Genomic DNA, 17,252 nt, shown 5'->3' on the forward strand with positions numbered 1-17,252 from the left:
GGGCGGCGGTCAGGAGCCCGCGCCGGCCTTGCCCTTGCCCGCGACGGCGTCGGCGAGCATCGGGACGTAACGGTCGATCGCCCACGGGATGGAGAGCACTGAGGGCCCGCTGGTGGCCATGCCCATGGTCTCGTCCTCGACGAAGGCGTACTTGCGGTCCTTGATCGGCTTCCAGCGGGTGAAGAGCGGGTCCTTCAGCGTGTGGTCGACCTCCTCGGCCCCGTTGGCCCAGGCGACGAAGATGTCGGCCTCGATGGTGTCGAGCTTCTCCAGGCTGATGCCGCCGTACCAGTTGGTGCCCTTGGCGGTGGAGGCGATCTTCTCCATCGACGGGGTGTTCTCGAAGCCCATCTCGGTGAGCAGGCGGACCCGTGCGTCGTAGTCGATGTAGAGACCGACCTCCGTGGCGCCGGGGGAGAGGGCCAGCCCGTAGGCGAACGTGGTGCCCTTGAACTCCGGGTGGTCCTTCGTCACCGCGGCCAGCTGGCCCTGGACGTCGGTGACCAGGCTCTCCGCCTTCTTGGTCTCGCCCAGCGCCGTGCCGATGGTCCGGGTCATCTCCTGCCAGGTTCCGCCGTCCCACGGCTTCTTGAGGTAGGGGAGGGTGGGGGCTATCTGGGAGAGGCGCTTGTAGTCGACGTCGCTGATGCCGGAGTACAGGCCGACGATGAGGTCCGGTTCCAGCGAAAGGATCTGCTCGAAGTCGATCTCGCCCGCGTCGCCGTAGTTGAGGGTCTCGGGCAGCGGTCCGCCGAGCTTCTCGACCGTGCTGCGGAACCACGGGGTGTAGCCCTGCTTGTCGCCGCCCCACTGCTTGTCCACGCCGACGGGAACCGTGCCGAGGGCCGCGACCACGTCCAGGGACATCCAGCTGACCGCCACGACGCGCTTCGGCTTCTGCTTGATCGTCGTGCTTCCGTGGCCGTGCTCGATGGTCACGGGGAACGCGGCCGACGCGGCCCCGGCCTCGGCCTTCGGCGTGCCGGAATCGGACGCGGTGCCGCCGCAGCCCGCCAGGACGACGACGGCGGCGACCGCCACCGTCAGGGCGCGGACCAGGGCGCCCGGCCCGCGTCGGGCCGGGATGAATGTGGACATGTCTCTCCTTGGTTCTGAGGTAAGGCAACCCTCACCTGGAGAGACACTAGGAAGCTACCGGCCGCTCAGGGGTCGCGTACCGGCCAGGGTGTGTCGTGAATCGGCCACCCGGAGGGCGAGCCTCCGGCCCCTGCCGTCGCGGTGGGTGGGATCAGCGGGTGGCCGGCGCCGGAGCGGTCTGCTCGCGCAGGTACTCCGTCGGGCTGGCGCCGGTGACCCGGCGGAAGGCGGCGCAGAACGCGCTGGTGGTGGCGTAACCGCTGCGGTGCGCGACCAGGTTGACCGGGTGCCCCTGGGCGAGCAGGGCGGTCGCGGCGGACATCCGGACCAGCGAACGCCAGCGGGTGAACGGCATGCCGACGTCGCGGCTGAACGTGCGGGTGACGGTGCGCACGCTCAACGCGTGCCGGGCCGCCCAGCCCTCCACGGAGAGGTCGCTCTCCGGGTCGCGCATGACGTCGTCGGCCAGCACCTGGATCCGCCGGTCCTCCGGCACGGGCACCTCGATCGCCGGGAGGGTGTCCTCCTCCAGCATCTCGATGATGACGCGCTGTGTCCGCAGCCGGAGGTCGTCGGGCATCGAGGTCGCGTCGAGATGGAGCAGCATCTCCTGGAGCGCCCGGCTCACACGCATCGGTCGCGGAGTGGACCAGCCCGCTGGGACGGCTCGTTGCGCCACGTAGGTGTAGCAGCTGATGCCGCCCGCTTCGTGGGACGCCGCGTGCGGGGTGCCGGGAGGAAGCCAGGCGCCTTGGCCGGGGAGCAGGCGGCGCACGGTGTTGCGGGTGCGCAGGGTGATCGAGCCGGTGTGCGGCCAGACCAGCAGCGCGTCGGTGTGCGTGTGGACGCCCGACGTCACCGGGCCCGTCGGTGCGGATTCGTCGAACACCGCGGTGGTGAGCAGATACGGCTCGGCCACCTCGGCCCCGCCGGCCGGGGGTTCGGCCCAGGCGGGCGAGGCCGTCGAGGGGGCCTCGCCGCGCGGGCGACGGGAGGCGGTGATCGGCATGAACTTAGGTTACCCTAACTTCCCCCGGTGGTCGCTGGGCGGCCAGGGCGGCGGTCACGGGTGGTCGCGAGCGTGTGCCGACCGACCGGCGGGTCCGGGGCCCGGGTTCAGGACAGTCTCGGCCAGGGTGTCGCCGGTGGGCCGTACGCCTCCGCCAACGCGTTCCGGACGGCTTGTCGCCCCGCCTGGCGGAACGCGCGGGGATGGGTGTCCACCTCGTGCACCTTGATGGACCGCAGGACGACCGCGACGGCCACCGCGGTGCCGGGATCCAGCGCCGCCGGATCCGCCAGCTCCTCGCGTACGCCCGCGGCGAAGGCCTCGTGCAGCTCGGCCACTTCGGCGGCCGGCCAGCCCGGCACCGTACTCGTGTCCGCCGTCTCGAACTCCACGCCCTCCACCCAGGGCTCGAAGTCCGCCACCGCCAGGGCGAAGGAGGACGGGCAGCCTGCCTGACGGGCGTACACGGCTTTGACGCCGGGCAGGGGCCGGGGAGGGAAGGTCGTCCGGGGCTCGGTGGTCATGCGCCCACGGTAGCGACGCCCCGGCGGCCTCCCCACGGAATTTCCGCGGGGAGGCCGTCCGCTCAGGAGTCCCGGCGCAACTCCAGGGTGCAGCACTTCACACTGCCGCCCGCCTTGAGGAGTTCCGAGAGATCCACGCCGATCGGGTTGAAGCCGCGCTCGCGCAACCGCCCGGCCAGGTCCGTCGCGTTCTGCGGCAGGACCACGTTGTACCCGTCCGACGTCGCGTTCAGCCCGAACACCTCGGCGTCGCCGGCAGAGGCGAGGAGAGCGTCCGGGAACAGCCGCTCCAGGACGGCCAGGCTGCCGGGGGAGAAGGCCGCCGGGTAGTAGGCGACCGTCTTTCCGTCGAGCACGGTCAGGGCGGTGTCCAGGTGGTAGTAGTCGGGGTCGACGAGGGTCAGCCCGATCACCGGGCGGCCGAAGTACTCCTGTGCCTCGTCGTGGGAGCGCGGGTCGCTGCGGAACCCGGTGCCCGCCAGCAGCCAGTCGCCGGCCAGGAGATAGTCGCCCTCCCCCTCGTTGACGAACGCGGCCGTGCGCAGATCCGGAAATCCGTTGTCGCGCAGCCAGTCGTGGTAGGCGGGACCTTCCGCGATGCGCTCGGCGTCGCGGAACCTGGCCACGAGGGCGCGCCCGTCGACGACGGTCGCGCCGTTGGCCGCGAAGACCATGTCGGGGAGACCGGGAACGGGGTCGATCGTGTCGACGGTGTGCCCGAGATTCAGGTAGACCTCGCGCAGTCGCTCCCACTGGGCGATGGCCAGCGGAGTGTCGACAGGCTTCGTCGGGTCCATCCACGGGTTGATGGAGTAGACCACGTCGAAGTAGGTGGGCCGGCACATGAGGTAGTGCCGGGCACGTGCGGTACGCATGGGTAGGGTCCCGATCGTCAGGGGCGGCCGGTGAGATAGCCGCCCATCGAGGTGAAGTACTCGGTCGCGGGCAGCTCGTGGCCGTCCGCGGTCCGTACGCGCGTGATCGCCAGACCGCGGTTGCGGCCCGTGCGGGCGTCGGCTCCGGCGACGATCACGACACCGTCGCCCTCGCGGTAGAAGATGCGCCCCGGGGTGCCGCCGTAGCGGCCCTGGGACACGACGGCGGAGACGACCTCCAGGCGCTGCCCCCGGTGGAACGTGAACGCGGCCGGATACGGCGCGGACTGGGCGCGGACCAGACGCTCCAGGTCTTCGGCCGGCCAGTTCCAGTCGATGCGGATGTCCTCTTCGGCGCGCTTGTGGAAGAAGCTGGCCTTCGAACGGTCCTGCGGGGTGAACTCGGTCTGCCCGGAGGCGATCAGACCGAGGGCCTCGACCGTGACCGGTGCGATCAGGTCGACCGTCCGGTGGAAGAGGTCGGTGGCGGTGTCCGTCGGTCCCACGGTCACCGCCCGCTGGACGACGATGTCGCCGGCGTCCAGCTCCTCGTCCATCATGTGGGCCGTGACGCCCACTTCCGGCTCGCCGTTGATGAGCGCCCAGATCAGCGGTGAGAAGCCCGCGTAGGCGGGCAGCAGCGAGTCATGGATGTTGAGCGTGCCGTGCCGCGGCAGGTCGTAGATCTCCGGGGGCATCCACGTACGCCAGTTGTTGGCCACGATGATGTCCGGGGCCACCTCCTTGAGCTGTTCCAGGAGTTCGTCGTCCGGCCGGTTGCGGATGATCACGGGAACCCCGTGCTTCTCCGCGAGATCGGCGACCGAATCGCTCCAGATCTTCTCGTAGGCGTGCTCGCTCCGCGGGTGCGTCACCACCGTCACCACGTCGTGCTCGGAGTCCAGCAGGGCTTGCAGGGTGCGGTGGCCCCAGGTCTGGTATCCGAACATGACGACCCGCATGAAGGTGCCTCCTTGGAAAGCGATGACCGGCGCTTCAGTAAAGCAAGGCTTACCTAAGAGCACAACGTCCCATGATTCACGGGGAGGTTGACAGCCGATGACGGCTGGAAACACACCCTGGCGTCGACAGGAAGGGGTATGCGGGTTAGCTTGGCCCGGCCCGCTCTCCGGCCGCGTGCCGTGGGTCCGAACGCGACGGGGAGGGATCTCCCATGCTCTGTACGAGGCTGACGAACGCGAACGTCCTCACGATGGACCCCCGCCACCCCGTCGCCCACGATCTGGGCATCTGGCGGGGGAGGATCGTCGGGGTGGACGAGGCCGTGACCTCGCTGCCCGCCCGCGAGGTCGTCGATCTGGGCGGCGCCACCGTGCTGCCCGGCTTCATCGACAGCCATGTCCACCTGGCTTGGGCCGGGTTGAAGGCCGGTACGCCGAGCGTCGCCCCGTGCGAGCGGATCGAGGACATCCTCGCCGCCGTGGACGCGGCGGCGAGGCGGCCCGCTCCGTCCGGCGCCTGGGTGGACGTCGCCGGGTACGACCAGCGGGCCCTGGGCCGCCATCTGACCGCCGCCGAACTGGACCGGGTCAGCCACGGCCGCAAGGTCTTCCTGATGCACGACTCCGGGCATGCCTGCGTCGTCAACACCGCCGTGCTGGAGCTGCTGCCGGACGGGACGCCGCACGAGGACGGCTTCCTCGCCGAGAGCGCCATGACCACCGCCCGCCGACTGCGACTGCCCTACTCCCAGGAGGAGCTGGCCGACGCGATCGAGCTCGCCGCCCGTGCCTGCCTCGACGAGGGGATCACGGCCTGCGCCGAGGCGGGCATCGGCGGCGGACTCCTCGGCCACAGCCCCGTCGAACTGGGCGCCTACCAACTGCTGCGGGACCGTGGCCGACTGCCCCTGCGCGTCCAGCTCATGGCGTCCGGCGACACCCTGCGCCCCCGCGCGGCACACGCCGACGACGGATTCACCCGGGCGCTGGACCTCGGCCTGCGCACCGGGTTCGGCGACGACTGGCTGTCCCTGGGCGCGCTCAAGATCTACACCGACGGCGGGATGATGGCGCGTACGGCGGCGCTCACCTCCCCGTACGAGGGCACGACCGACAACGTCGGCCGCTTCCAGGACGACCCCGACCGCATCGCCGGCCTCATCGTCGACGGCCACCTGGCGGGCTGGCAGCTCGCCGTCCACGCCATCGGCGACCGGGCCGCCGACCTCGCCCTGGACGCTTTGGAGCGGGCCCAGAAGCTACGGCCCCGCCCGGACGCGCGCCACCGCATCGAGCACGCCGGGCTGATCCGCCCCGACCAGCTGCCCCGTTTCGCCGAGCTCGGCGTCAGCGCGGTGGTCCAGCCCAACTTCCTGCGCTCCTTCGGCGACGACTACGCGACGGTGATGGGGGAGGGGCGGGCCGGCTGGATGTACCGGGGCCGGGGGTTCCTGGACCACGGGGTCGCCCTCGTCGGCAGCTCGGACCGGCCCGTCACGGACGGTTCGCCGCTGCGGGCGATCCAGTTCATGGTCGAACGCGCCTCCTCTTCGGGTCGCCCCATCGGCCCGGACGAGGCCGTCACCGTCGACGAGGCGCTGCGGGCCTACACGGTCGCCGGCGCCCACGCCTGCCACTGGGAGGACGCGGCGGGCGCGCTCTCGGCGGGGATGCGCGCCGACCTGGTGGTGCTGGGCGACGACCCGCACCGCGTGGACCCCTCGCGGATCGGGGACATCGAGATCGTCCGGACCTTCGTGGACGGCCGGGACGCCCGCGCCGCGGGGTGACGCTACGCTCGACGCCATGCGCGCCCAGAAGGATGGCAACGGCTCCAGCACCGAGTGGGTGACCGTCGTGTCGTACGAGAACCTGCCGGGCTCCCCGCGACCCCCGGCCGCCCTCCGCGCCTGACTGCGAGACCGGGGCATCGACTGGATGCCCTTCGCCGGCCACCGGATCCACTGCGACCTCCTCTGCGGCATCGGCGCGGACGGGCACTGGTACGGCCGGTACGTCATCCGGGTCGCCGCGGACGAGCTGCGCGGCCTGGGCCTGCACCCGGACCAGCCCACCGCCGTGATCACCGGCCCGTCTCCGCCCCGCTGGTGGCACGCGGCCGCCGAGCGCAACGCCGACCGCCTCATCGCGGGCTGACGGCCCATCCGCCCACACCGGCTCCCAACTCGACCGATTCCGGCGGGCTTTGACGGACGCCGCTCGGCCGACGCGCGTCGCCGCACGCCCCGGCGGCAGAACAATGCATCACCCTTTTCGTGTTATTTAGGGTGAATGGGGACATTGGCCCGTAGGTTGGGGAGAAACGCCACCCGGGTGGCGTCCTGTGTCCCCCGACCCACCACCGGCCGGGGACCGGGCGGCCGTCGTTCCACCGGCCGTCCGGCGTCCCGCGCCGCAGGTCATGAACGAGGAAAGGCAGGGCAGGTGAACGTGCTGGGGATCATCGCCTCCGGTGTGGCCGCGCTGTTCATCACGGTCGCACTCGCCAAGGGCGCCCGCCGCGCGGCGCTCCGCCCCCATGTCCCGGACGAACCGGGCGGGCGTGCGCCACGGGCCGGGGCGCTGCGCAGGATCGGCGGTGCGGCGGCCGTGCTCGGCGTCGGCACTGCGGCCGGCGGGGCCCTGTGGCTCGGCGCCGCGGACGACTCGGCGGGCTCGGTCGCGGGGCTGCTCGCCGGGGCCGGGACCGTGGCCGCTCTCGGCCTCGTCCACGACCTGAAGCCGCTGTGGGCCGCCCTCCGCCTCGCCGTGCAGACGGCCGCCGCCGTCCTCGTCGTCTGCCTCGCCGGACTGTCACCGGCGGCGGGCGTCCTGGCCGTGCTCTGGATCGTCCTCGTCACCAACGCGTTCGCCCTGCTCGACCACGCCGACGGGCTGTTGACCTCCGTCGGCGTGGTCACCGCCGCCGGACTGCTCGCCTGCGCCGCCGTCGACGGCAGCCCCGCCCTCGCCCTGCTCCCGGCCACCCTGGCGGCGGGCCTCGCCGGCTTCCTGCTCCACAACTGGCACCCCGCCCGCCTCCGGCTAGGCGCGTCTGGCGCGCAGTTCACCGGATTCGCGCTGGCCGCGTCCGGCGCGCTGATCCAGGCGGCCGCCCCGTCGGGCCGCGCCGCGTGGGCCGCGCTGCCCGCCCTGGCGACGGTGGCCCTCGCCGACACCGCCCTGGTCCTGATCTCCCGCCGCCGCGCCGCGCGTTCCCCGCTGCGCGACACGGACGACCACATCGGGCACCGGCTGCGCCGGGTCCGTGTCACCGTGCCCGGCACGGCGATCCTCCTGGCCCTCTGGGCGGCCGTGCCCGTGGCCACGGGCACACTGGTGTACGCGGAGCTGCTGCACCCCGCGCTCCTCCTCGTGCCGCTGGCCGGATCGGCGGCCGCGGTGTTCGCGCTGCTGAGGATTCCGGCGTACGCCCCGCCCCGCGCGACCTCGTCCCGTACGACCCCGCCCCGTACCGCCGCCCGGCGTACGACGGCGCACACCACCGGCGCCGCGATCCCCTCGGCGCCGACCGCACCGGGCGGCGCGGCCCCCGCGCCCGGAAGGGGTGCCCCCGCCTCCGCCTCCGGCAAGGCCGCAGCCGCACCGGGCGGTGCGGTCCCCGTACCGGGCAAGGCCGCCCCCGTACCCGGCAAGGCCGCCGCCACCGCCAGGACCGCCGAAGGGCATCCCACCGTGCCCTCCCCGCCCACCGACCGCTCACCCGCCCAGGTCGCCGCCGAGCGCGGCTGACGCCACCGGCCCGCGCTCACCCCCGCAGCCGGCCGAGGGTGGCGCGGGCCGCGGTGCGCGCGTACGGAGCGACCATCAGATACGGCGCCCACGGCCAGGTGTGCCGCAGGCAGTACACCCACCACTGACGGGGCGGCAGCTCCCGCCCGGACGTCACCCGGCGCAGCGCCTCCCGGACGCCGATCCCCGGCTCCCGTGAGCCGGGGGCGACCGGTCCGCCCACGCACTCACCGGCGTGCCCCGGGGCGACGAACGCGCCCACCCCGGCCCGCCGCGCGCGGCAGCCGTGGTCGTAGTCGCCCATCCGGTGGCGGAAGAGCTTGTCGGGGTCCCCGACGAGGTCGTACACGGCACGGGGCACCAGGACCACCCGACCGTCGTATGTGTCGCAGCGCTCCGGCCGGTGCTCGCCTGGCTCGACGAGCGTCAGGGACCGGCCGCGCCGCCCGGAGTACACCGTGTCCCCGTACGCGTTGCGCACCGCACCGACGACGACCGCCTCGGGCCCGGCCGCTTCCGCCGTACGCAACAGCGTCACCAGGGCGTCCGGGAAGAGTTCGACCGCGTCGTCGAGCCACAGCTGATGCGTCCACGGATGGCTCGGTCCGCCCGGCGCCGCGCCGAGCGGGCCGCCGCCCCCGCCGCCGCTGCGGCTGTTGCGGCTCGCGATGCGCAGCGCCTGGTTGCGGGGCACGTCCGCGGCCACCGACATGACCTCCACCGCCGGATGCCGCAGCCGGACCGCCTCCGGCGTACCGTCGGTGCTGCCGGTGTCCACGAGATGCACGCCCAGCGTCGTCCCGGCGGGGAGCCCGCGCTGCTCCTCCAGGGCGCGCAGCGCGGACAGGGTCCGCGCGCGGCGGTCGTGACTCGTCATCAGCACGGCCAGGTGGACGGAGTGCACAGCGGGCTCCTCAGCTCCTGAATCTCATCATTCATGCATAAAAGCTGATATTCCGCATAGGCTGGGTGGGTGAGCGTCGAACCGACCACGAACCCGCTCCGGCCCCTCCGGGACCCCGCGTCCCCGCGCCGGTCCGGCCGTCTCGTGCCGGTGCTCGCCTTCCTGCTGGCCGTCCTGTGCGTCAGCACGGTCGCCCTGACCGCGACCGTCCGGTCCACGGTCGCCTCACCCGGCTTCTACCAGGCGGTGCTGGACGAGGAGTCGGCCTACGACCGCCTTTACAGCGAGGTGCTCGTCGACCCGGAGATCTCGCCCGTCACCCGCGACCTGCTCGCGCACCTGCCCGTGCCCGAGGCGCTGGTGACGTCGAACATCAAGGTCGTACTGCCGCCCGCCACGGTCCGGGCCCTGACCGACCAGCAGATCGAGGCGGTGACCGGCTATCTGCGCGGCGACCGCGACGAGCTCCGGCTGACCGTCGACCTGGCCCCGGTGCTGGAGAACCTCGCCGACCTCGCGCAGGTCTACTTCGGCGACCTCGTGGCCAACGTCCAGGGCGGCGACCAGCCGGACTTCGAACGGTTCACCGCCGACCTCGCCACCGCGCTCGACGCCCTGAAGGAGGGCCGGGCACCCGCACTGCCCGCGCTGCCGCTCACCGAGGAGCAGGCGGACCGCGCCGCCGACGCCCTCCTCACGGCCGTACCCGTACAGGAACGGACGGCGCTGCGCCCCGAGATCGAGGTGGCCCTGGGGGAGGGGGACGTATCGACCGCGCTGGCGGCCACCGCGGCCGCCGCGCTCTCCGACGGCTCGCGGAGCGCGGTGGCCGACCTGCGAACCACCCTCCAGAACGGTACGTGGGACCTCACCGACACCCTGACCGCCGCCGGGAACGACCTCACCGCCCTGGAGGAGGCCCGCGACTACGTCCGGCTGCTGACCCTGCTCCAGGCCCTCGCCGTCACCCTGGCCCTGGCCGCTCTCGTGACGCTCTGGTTCACCGGCCCCGCCGCCCCGGCCCGCCGGCTGATGCGGCTGGGACAGGCGCTCGCCTGCGCGGGCGTCCTGACCGCCGTGACCGTACTGCTGGCCCGGCTGATCACCGGGGGACGCCTCCTCGCCGTCCCCTCCTCCTGGGCCCCGAGCGTCACCGCGCTCGTCGACGACCTCCAGCGCAACGCCGTGGACCAGATGGCGGCCACCGGGCTGAGCGCCGCCCTCACGGCTCTCGTCGGCGGCGTGCTGCTCACCGGCGTGGGCTGGGCGCTGCTGGTGCGCCCGAGCCGGATGCCGACCCCGACGGCGATGCGTACGACGGCGGCGGGCGTGGCCTGCGCCGCACTCGCCGGCGTACTGGTCGTGCCGCCCGTGTTCGGCCCGTCCGCACCCCGCCAGTGCCTGGGCAGCAGCCGCCTGTGCGAACTGCGCTACGACGAAGCCGCCTACCTGACCTCGCACAACGCCATGTCCACCACGGCCGACCGGTTCATCGGCCCCCTCCAGGACCCCGACATCACCACCCAGCTCAACACCGGCGTCCGGGCCCTCCAGCTCGACACGTACCGCTGGGAGAGCCCGCAGGACATCGCCGAGCGCCTCGACTCCCCCGAGTTCACCCCCGAGCAGCGCCGCCTGATCTCCGGCGCCATCGACAAGGTCAACCCGCCGCGCGAGGGCCTGTGGCTCTGCCACGGAGTCTGCCGCGCCGGGGCCATCGAACTGGTCCCGGCACTGGAGGACATCGGCGACTGGCTGCGCGCCCACCCCACCGAGATCGTGACGCTCATCGTCCAGGACGACATCAGCCCCGAGGACACCGAGAAGGCGTTCCGCGCCGCCGGCCTGGACGACCTCCTGCACACCCCCTCGGCCGACCCGGAAGCCCCGTGGCCCACCCTGGCGGAGATGATCGACAGCGGCCGCCGACTGGTGGTGTTCGCGGAGAAGGCCGACGGACCGGCGCCCTGGTACCGCAACTTCTACCGGTACGGGATGGAGACCCCGTTCGCCTTCCGGAACCCCTCCGAGATGACCTGTGCGCCGCACCGGGGCGGCACCGGAAAGCAGCTCTTCCTCCTCAACCACTTCATCACGAACGCGGGCGGCAGCCGCCTGGACGCCGGTCGCGTCAACGCCCGGGACTGGGTCCTGGAGCGGACCCGGGCCTGCGAGGAACAGCGCGGCAGCCCGGTCAACTTCATCGCCGTCGACTACACGACGGTCGGCGACGCGCTCGGCGCGGTGAACGAACTGAACTCCCGCCGGACGGAAGCCGACTGACGCCACGCCCTAGGGGGTGTCTTGGCGATCATGCCGGGCTCGCGTGCCCTGGCACCGCGCCTCGCCGCGTTGTCGTCGGTCGGCATGGCTCCGCCATGACTCCCTCCTCCGCCTTGCGATGCACGGCACCAGACCCCGCTCCCTGATCCGGCCTGATCGACAAGACACCCCCTAGGCCGCGACCCCGCCCCGGGCCGACGTGCCCACCCTACGAAACCCCGGGGGAACCGCGAGGGGAGCGTGAGAGGCTACGTACCCAGGGGCTCCCACCGTGCGGACGGAGCCGGACGACCGCGACAGATCAGGAATCAGCTGCCCATGACTCCTCCCAGCGACTCCGCACCGCACGGTGCTCCCGCCGCCGTTCCCGCCCCCGGCGACGGGAACCGACAGCAGGGCGCGGGCCGTCTGCTGGCCGTGAGCGACCTGCACGCGGCGGTGACCGACAACCGGCCCCTCGTGGAGTCCCTGCACCCGACGTCCGACGCGGACTGGCTGATCGTCGCGGGCGACGTGGCGGAGCAGCCCGAGGACATCCGGTGGGCGCTCGCACTCCTCGCGGAACGCTTCGCCCAGGTGATCTGGACCCCCGGCAACCACGAGCTGTGGACCCTGAACAAGGACCCGGTCCAACTGCGCGGCCAGGCCCGCTACGACCACCTCGTCGAGCTGTGCCGGGATCTCGGCGTGACGACTCCGGAAGACCCCTTCCCGCTCTGGCCGGGCCCGGACGGACCGGTGGCGATCGCACCGCTCTTCCTTCTGTACGACTACACCTTCCGCGCCCCGGGAACGCACACGAAGGAGGAGTCGCTCGCCGTCGCGCACGAGTCCGGCATCGTCTGCAACGACGAGTACCTCCTCCACCCGGACCCCTATCCGACCCGGGACGACTGGTGCCGCGCCCGGGTCGCCGCGACCGAACGCCGGCTCGCGGAGCACGACCCCGAGATACCCCTCGTCCTCGCCGGGCACTGGCCGTTGGTGCGGGAGCCCACGTCGGTGATGTGGTACCCGGAGTTCGCGCAGTGGTGCGGCACCGAACTGACCGCCGACTGGCACCGCCGCTTCAACGTCACCGCCGTCGTCTACGGCCACCTCCACATCCCCCGTACGACCTGGTACGACGGGGTGCGCTTCGAGGAGGTCTCCATCGGCTACCCCAGGGAGTGGCGCGAGCGGGGGCACCCGCGCGGCCTGCTGCGGCAGATCCTCCCGTACGAGGGCGACCCCGCCCCGCCGGCCCGTACCGACGCCGAACCGTCCGCGCGGCCGCGCACCCCCGGAGGCACATCGTGATCGAGCTGCTGCTGCCCGCCGACGTCTCCTGTGCCGCGACCCGCGCGGACAGCGTCCCGGACGGAACCCTCTTCCCGGAGGAGGAGGCGCTGATCGCCAAGAGCGTGGCCAAACGCCGGAACGACTTCGCGACGGCCCGTGCCTGTGCCCGGCGCGCCATGGCCGGACTCGGCCTGCCGCCGGTGGCCGTGCTCCACGGCCACCGCGGAAGACCGCTGTGGCCCGAGGGAATCGTCGGCAGCCTCACCCACTGCGCCGGGTACCGGGCGGCCGCGCTGGCCCGTGCGAAGGACGTGCTGTCGCTGGGCATCGACGCGGAACCGCACGCCCCGCTCCCCAGCGGCGTACGGGAGTTGGTGACGCTGCCCGCCGAGCGCGAGCGGATCGGTCCGCCCGCGGCGGAGGGCACGGGCGAAATGGACTCGGGCGAAATCCACTGGGACCGGGTCCTGTTCAGCGCGAAGGAGAGCGTCTTCAAGACCTGGTATCCGATCACGGGCCTCGAACTCGACTTCACCGAGGCCGACCTGACGTTCCATCGGGCCGACGGCGGTCCGGGCAGTCCGAGCAGCCCGGACGGCCTGAGCGGCCTGGGCAGCCCGTCCGGTCTCTCCGGCCCGTCCGGCCTCTCCGGGCCGGGTGACAGTGACGGTCCTCGGGACGGGGTGGCCGCCGAGGGCTCCTTCGCCGCCCGTCTGCTGCTCACCGACCCGGCGCTGCCGACGACCCTGCACGGGTTCTGGCGGATCGAGGACGGGATCGTCGCCACGGCTGTGCTGGTCCGGCCCGACTGGCGGGACGGCGAGGCGGCGTGACGTTCGGCCGACCGGCCGGGACAGCGCGACGTGCCGTGACGGTCAGCCGGCCGGGGGAGCGGTCAGGGGGCGGCCCAGTGCCACATTCCACCGGCCCGACCGCCCGCTGAGTTCGGTCAGCGTCAGCGGGGCGACGTCCAGCCGCCAGAATGCCTCCGCCGGCAGCCGCAGACCGTGGACGACCGCTGCCCGGACGACGGCGGCCTCGGCCACCGCCAGGACGCTCGTGCCGGGTGCGTCCGGTCCGCCGAGGGAGTCCAGCCACCGCCCGATCCTCCCGACCAGGTCGTGCAGCGACTCGCCGCCGTGCGGAGCCGCCGAGGGGTCGCCGAGCCATGCGGTCACCTGCGCGGGTTCGGCGGCGGCCACCTCGTCGAGACGGCGGCCGGCCCAGCGCGCCAGGTCCCAGCCGGCCAGGGCCGGTTCGGCCCGCGCCGCCAGGCCGAGCGCCGCGGCGGTCTCGCGGCACCGCTCGGAGGGGCCGCTCAGCGCGAGCCCGGCTTCCGGCACCGCGCCGGCCGCGGCCCGCGCGCGCTCCCGGCCGGACCGGTCCAGCGGAGCGTCACCGTCGAAGCGGGCCTCCCGCAGCGCCGCGTTCATCGCCGGTGAGATCAACATCACCCGTACTGTCATGTTCCTGCCCTCACTCCTTCACCGTGGGCCCCAACGTCCTGTAGCCCCAAGGGATCCGCGCTCCGCGGCTCCGCAGATTGGACCATGGCGGCACCTGCGTACAGGCGGTATGGTCACGTCGACCATGACGAGGGTGTGACGGAAGTCCGGTGAGAATCCGGCACGGTCGCGCCACTGTGAACCCGCATCCGTGCGGGGAAGTCAGACCCGGCACCTTCGTCCGAGGCACCACGACAGGGACGCGTGTTCCCACAGGAGGTACTGCGATGGCACAGTCCGCCGTTCCCGCAACCGGGACATCCGCGATCACTCCGATCTCGGCGAAGGCCCTCGCCCCGTGGGCGGTCTTCTTCGGCATTCTCATGCTCGTCCTGCTGTACTTCGTCGGCGCCGAACAGGGCGCCACCGCGCTCATCTCGGGCGAAGGCGTCCACGAGTGGGTCCACGACGGCCGCCACCTGCTCGGCTTCCCCTGCCACTGAGGCGCCTGCGGTGCCTGAAGCACCAGGGAATCAGCGGACACGGGAAGCAAGAGAAATCAGGAAACCATCGTGAACTCCATATCTGTCAGAGCTCTGCTCGTGCGCGGCATGCTCGCGGGCCTGATCGCGGGTGCGCTCGCGCTCGCCGTCGCCTACTTCCTCGGTGAGTCCCAGGTGGACGCGGCCATCGCCCTCGAAGAGGCCCACAGCCACGACCACGGCGGCGGCGAGGAGCTGGTCAGCCGCACCATGCAGGCGACCGGCGGACTCGCCACCGGCGTCCTGGTCTTCGGCGTCGCCGTGGGCGGGATCGCCGCCCTCGTGTTCTGTTACGCGCTGGGCCGCATCGGCGACTTCGGCCCCCGGGCCACGGCTGCGCTCATCGCGGGCGCCGCCCTGCTCACTGTCTACGTCGTGCCGTTCCTGAAGTACCCGGCGAACCCGCCCGCCGTCGGCAACCCGGACACCATCGGCAAGCGCACCACCTTGTTCTTCCTGATGGTCGCCCTCAGCGTGCTGCTGGCCGTCGCCGCCGTCATCATCGGCAAACGGCTCGCTCCACTACTGGGCAACTGGAACGCCACCATCGTGGCCGTCGCCGGCTTCGTTCTGCTGATCGGCCTCTCCTACGCCTTCCTGCCCTCCTTCGACGAGGTGGGCAAGGACTTCCCGGCCGCCCTGCTGTGGGAGTTCAGGCTCTCGACGCTCGCGGTCCAGGCGACGCTGTGGAGCGTCTTCGGCGTGGTCTTCGGCTATCTCACCGAACGCCTTCTGACGCCCGCGGCCGGTGCCGCGACGCCCCGCACCGCGAGTGCGGTGAACTGAGCGGATCGCCCGCACACGACAGAACCCGCCGGGGGCCTTACCGGCGGGTTCTGTCGTGTGCGGGCAGGGCGGAAGAGGGGTAGCGATGTTTATTATCATTGCTACGTTCGCGAGGTAGCGCCGCTACGGCGACGGTGTTAGCGTTGATCTCATCGGGTTTCACGGGACCGCCGCGACCCCAGTCGCCAGGAGCACTGCCATGACCGAACAGTCCGCATCCGTACCCACATCCGCATCCGCATCTGCGTCCTCCGCGCAGGCCGCGCGCGCCGGTGACGCGCCTCGCCGGGTGGCCGTGGTCACCGGGGGCTCGCGGGGTATCGGCCGTGAGAGTGCCGAACGGCTCGCCGCCGACGGCTTCGCGGTCGTCGTCAACTACGCGGGCAACCGGACCGAGGCGGAGGCCGCCGTCGCCGCCATCACCGCCGCGGGCGGTGAAGCCTTCGCACAGCAGGCGGACGTGGCCGACGAGGTCGCCGTCGCGGCGCTCTTCGATGCCGCCGAGGAGACGTTCGGCGGCGTCGACGTCGTGGTGCACGCGGCGGGGGTCATGGCGCTCGCGCCGCTGGCCGAGCTCGAACTCGACACGCTCGACCGGATGCACCGCACCAACATCCGGGGCACGTTCGTCGTCGACCAGCAGGCCGCTCGGCGGTTGCGCGAGGGCGGGGCCATCATCAACTTCTCCAGTTCGGTGCTGTCGCTTGCCCTGCCCGGCTACACCGCCTATGCCGCGACCAAGGGCGCCGTCGAGGCCATGACCCTGATCCTCGCCCGCGAGCTGCGCGGCCGCGACATCACCGTCAACGCCGTCGCGCCCGGGCCGACCGCCACCGCCCTGTTCCTGGACGGCAAGGACGAGGAGACCATCGCGCGGATGGCCGCCCAGCCGCCGCTGGAGCGGCTGGGCGCCCCGCAGGACATAGCCGAGGTGGTCTCCTTCCTCGCCGGCCCGGCCCGCTGGGTCAACGGCCAGGTGCTGCGGGCCAACGGCGGCATCGTCTGATCGCCGCCGTGCCGCTTGATAGCGTCCGTCCGGTGAGTACGAGCACCCGCACACGCATCCTGGAAGTGGCCGCCACCCTGGTCAGGGAGTCGCCCGACGGCGATATTTCCACGCGCGCCGTGTGCGAGGCGGCGAAGGTCGGCGCCCCGGCCCTCTACCGCCACTTCGGCGACAAGGAAGGCCTGCTGTCGGCCGTCGTCGACCACGGCTTCGAGAAGTACCTGGCGACGAAGAGGGAGCGCGGCGAGACGACGGACCCCGTGGAGGACCTGCGCCGGGGGTGGGACAGTCACGTCGCCTTCGCCCTCGACAACCGCAACCTCTACCGGCTGATGAACTCGCCGGCGATGCGCACGCCGCCCGCCGCGGCGCTGGAGTCCCACCGGATCCTGACCGGGGACCTCGAACGGGCCGCCGCCCGGGGCCGGATACGCGTCGCGCCCGAGCTCGCCGCCCAGATGATCATGTCGGCCAATGTGGGGGTGGCGCTGATGCTGGTGTCCCGTCCGGCGACGTTCGACGACATCGAGGTGTCCCGACGGGTGCGCGACGCGCTGCACGCGACGGTGCTCACACCGGACGTGTCGCCGGAGATGTCACCGAGCGCGTCGCCCGACGTGCCGCCGGCCGCCGAAGTGCCCACGGCGGCGGCCCGGTTGAGCGCTCTGCTCCGGAAGGAGCACGGGGCGGGCCTGAGCACCGCCGAGGCGGCGCTGATGAAGGAGTGGCTCGACCGGGTGGCGAACGCCCGGCCGGACGTCTGACCCGCGGCGCCGAGTCCGAC

Annotated in this window: 17 protein-coding genes and 1 riboswitch; of the genes, 10 read left to right on the forward strand and 7 right to left on the reverse strand. The window is 72.6% G+C overall.

The features are described from left to right. Positions 1-9: 9 nt before the first annotated feature. The 5 genes from G3I54_RS09995 to G3I54_RS10015 form a co-directional block, all read right to left on the reverse strand. Positions 10-1,098 carry an iron-siderophore ABC transporter substrate-binding protein gene (locus G3I54_RS09995; protein ID WP_164613203.1) on the reverse strand — a complete coding sequence of 363 codons (1,089 nt, stop codon included), beginning with the start codon at positions 1,096-1,098 and terminating at the stop codon, positions 10-12. Between the two features lie 151 nt (positions 1,099-1,249). Beyond that, the gene (locus G3I54_RS10000) at positions 1,250-2,107 is read right to left on the reverse strand and encodes an AraC family transcriptional regulator (RefSeq protein ID WP_164613205.1); all 858 of its coding nucleotides are present in this window, start codon (positions 2,105-2,107) and stop codon (positions 1,250-1,252) included. Between the two features lie 107 nt (positions 2,108-2,214). Beyond that, the gene (locus G3I54_RS10005; protein WP_164613207.1) at positions 2,215-2,631 is read right to left on the reverse strand and encodes a hypothetical protein; all 417 of its coding nucleotides are present in this window, start codon (positions 2,629-2,631) and stop codon (positions 2,215-2,217) included. Positions 2,632-2,693: 62 nt separating this feature from the next. Continuing rightward, positions 2,694-3,506, reverse strand: coding sequence for a dimethylargininase (gene ddaH, locus G3I54_RS10010; protein WP_164613209.1), 813 nt, complete (start codon positions 3,504-3,506; stop codon positions 2,694-2,696). A 17-nt stretch (positions 3,507-3,523) separates the two neighbouring features. Further along, the gene (locus tag G3I54_RS10015; protein WP_164613211.1) at positions 3,524-4,468 is read right to left on the reverse strand and encodes a methionyl-tRNA formyltransferase; all 945 of its coding nucleotides are present in this window, start codon (positions 4,466-4,468) and stop codon (positions 3,524-3,526) included. Positions 4,469-4,680: 212 nt separating this feature from the next. On the opposite strand from G3I54_RS10015, the gene G3I54_RS10020 reads away from it, so the two are divergent. From G3I54_RS10020 to G3I54_RS10030, 3 genes are all read left to right on the forward strand, one after another. Next, complete coding sequence (locus G3I54_RS10020; RefSeq protein ID WP_164613213.1) at positions 4,681-6,258, forward strand: amidohydrolase; 1,578 nt, start codon at positions 4,681-4,683, stop codon at positions 6,256-6,258. Between the two features lie 148 nt (positions 6,259-6,406). Then, positions 6,407-6,625, forward strand: a complete 219-nt coding sequence (locus tag G3I54_RS10025; RefSeq protein WP_164613215.1) for a hypothetical protein — start codon at positions 6,407-6,409, stop codon at positions 6,623-6,625. A 288-nt stretch (positions 6,626-6,913) separates the two neighbouring features. Next, positions 6,914-8,221 (forward strand): MraY family glycosyltransferase, encoded by a 1,308-nt coding sequence (locus G3I54_RS10030; RefSeq protein ID WP_164613217.1) that lies wholly within the window; start codon positions 6,914-6,916, stop codon positions 8,219-8,221. 16 nt (positions 8,222-8,237) lie between these two features. On the opposite strand, the gene G3I54_RS10035 is transcribed toward G3I54_RS10030, so the two are convergent. After that, positions 8,238-9,125: a glycosyltransferase family 2 protein gene (locus tag G3I54_RS10035; protein ID WP_164613219.1), complete on the reverse strand. Its 888-nt coding sequence runs from the start codon at positions 9,123-9,125 to the stop codon at positions 8,238-8,240. A 69-nt stretch (positions 9,126-9,194) separates the two neighbouring features. Between G3I54_RS10035 and G3I54_RS10040 the strand changes: the two genes are divergently transcribed. From G3I54_RS10040 to G3I54_RS10050, 3 genes are all read left to right on the forward strand, one after another. Next, on the forward strand, positions 9,195-11,408 hold the full coding sequence (locus G3I54_RS10040) for a hypothetical protein (protein ID WP_164613221.1): 2,214 nt from the start codon (positions 9,195-9,197) through the stop codon (positions 11,406-11,408). A 318-nt stretch (positions 11,409-11,726) separates the two neighbouring features. Further along, positions 11,727-12,707 (forward strand): metallophosphoesterase, encoded by a 981-nt coding sequence (locus tag G3I54_RS10045; protein WP_164613223.1) that lies wholly within the window; start codon positions 11,727-11,729, stop codon positions 12,705-12,707. Beyond that, entirely contained in the window at positions 12,704-13,522 is an 819-nt protein-coding gene (locus G3I54_RS10050; RefSeq protein WP_164613225.1) for a 4'-phosphopantetheinyl transferase superfamily protein, read from the forward strand. The genes G3I54_RS10045 and G3I54_RS10050 overlap by 4 nt, the downstream gene beginning before the upstream one ends. Before the next feature lie 42 nt (positions 13,523-13,564). Here G3I54_RS10050 and G3I54_RS10055 read toward each other — a convergent pair whose 3' ends face one another. Then, complete coding sequence (locus tag G3I54_RS10055; RefSeq protein ID WP_164613226.1) at positions 13,565-14,155, reverse strand: histidine phosphatase family protein; 591 nt, start codon at positions 14,153-14,155, stop codon at positions 13,565-13,567. 126 nt (positions 14,156-14,281) lie between these two features. Further along, a riboswitch (adenosylcobalamin (AdoCbl) riboswitch) is annotated at positions 14,282-14,376 on the forward strand. Positions 14,377-14,421: 45 nt separating this feature from the next. On the opposite strand from G3I54_RS10055, the gene G3I54_RS10060 reads away from it, so the two are divergent. The 4 genes from G3I54_RS10060 to G3I54_RS10075 all read left to right on the forward strand — a co-directional run bounded on the left by G3I54_RS10060 (position 14,422) and on the right by G3I54_RS10075 (position 17,232). After that, positions 14,422-14,637, forward strand: a complete 216-nt coding sequence (locus tag G3I54_RS10060) for a CbtB-domain containing protein (protein ID WP_164613228.1) — start codon at positions 14,422-14,424, stop codon at positions 14,635-14,637. A 69-nt stretch (positions 14,638-14,706) separates the two neighbouring features. Then, positions 14,707-15,462, forward strand: a complete 756-nt coding sequence (locus G3I54_RS10065) for a CbtA family protein (RefSeq protein ID WP_164613230.1) — start codon at positions 14,707-14,709, stop codon at positions 15,460-15,462. Between the two features lie 199 nt (positions 15,463-15,661). After that, the gene (locus tag G3I54_RS10070; protein WP_164613232.1) at positions 15,662-16,468 is read left to right on the forward strand and encodes an SDR family oxidoreductase; all 807 of its coding nucleotides are present in this window, start codon (positions 15,662-15,664) and stop codon (positions 16,466-16,468) included. A 32-nt stretch (positions 16,469-16,500) separates the two neighbouring features. Beyond that, on the forward strand, positions 16,501-17,232 hold the full coding sequence (locus G3I54_RS10075) for a TetR/AcrR family transcriptional regulator (RefSeq protein WP_240805761.1): 732 nt from the start codon (positions 16,501-16,503) through the stop codon (positions 17,230-17,232). The last annotated feature ends 20 nt before the right edge of the window (positions 17,233-17,252 follow it).

Source organism: Streptomyces sp. SID14515, assembly GCF_010548505.1.
GTDB classification, from domain to species: Bacteria; Actinomycetota; Actinomycetes; order Streptomycetales; family Streptomycetaceae; genus Streptomyces; species Streptomyces caviscabies.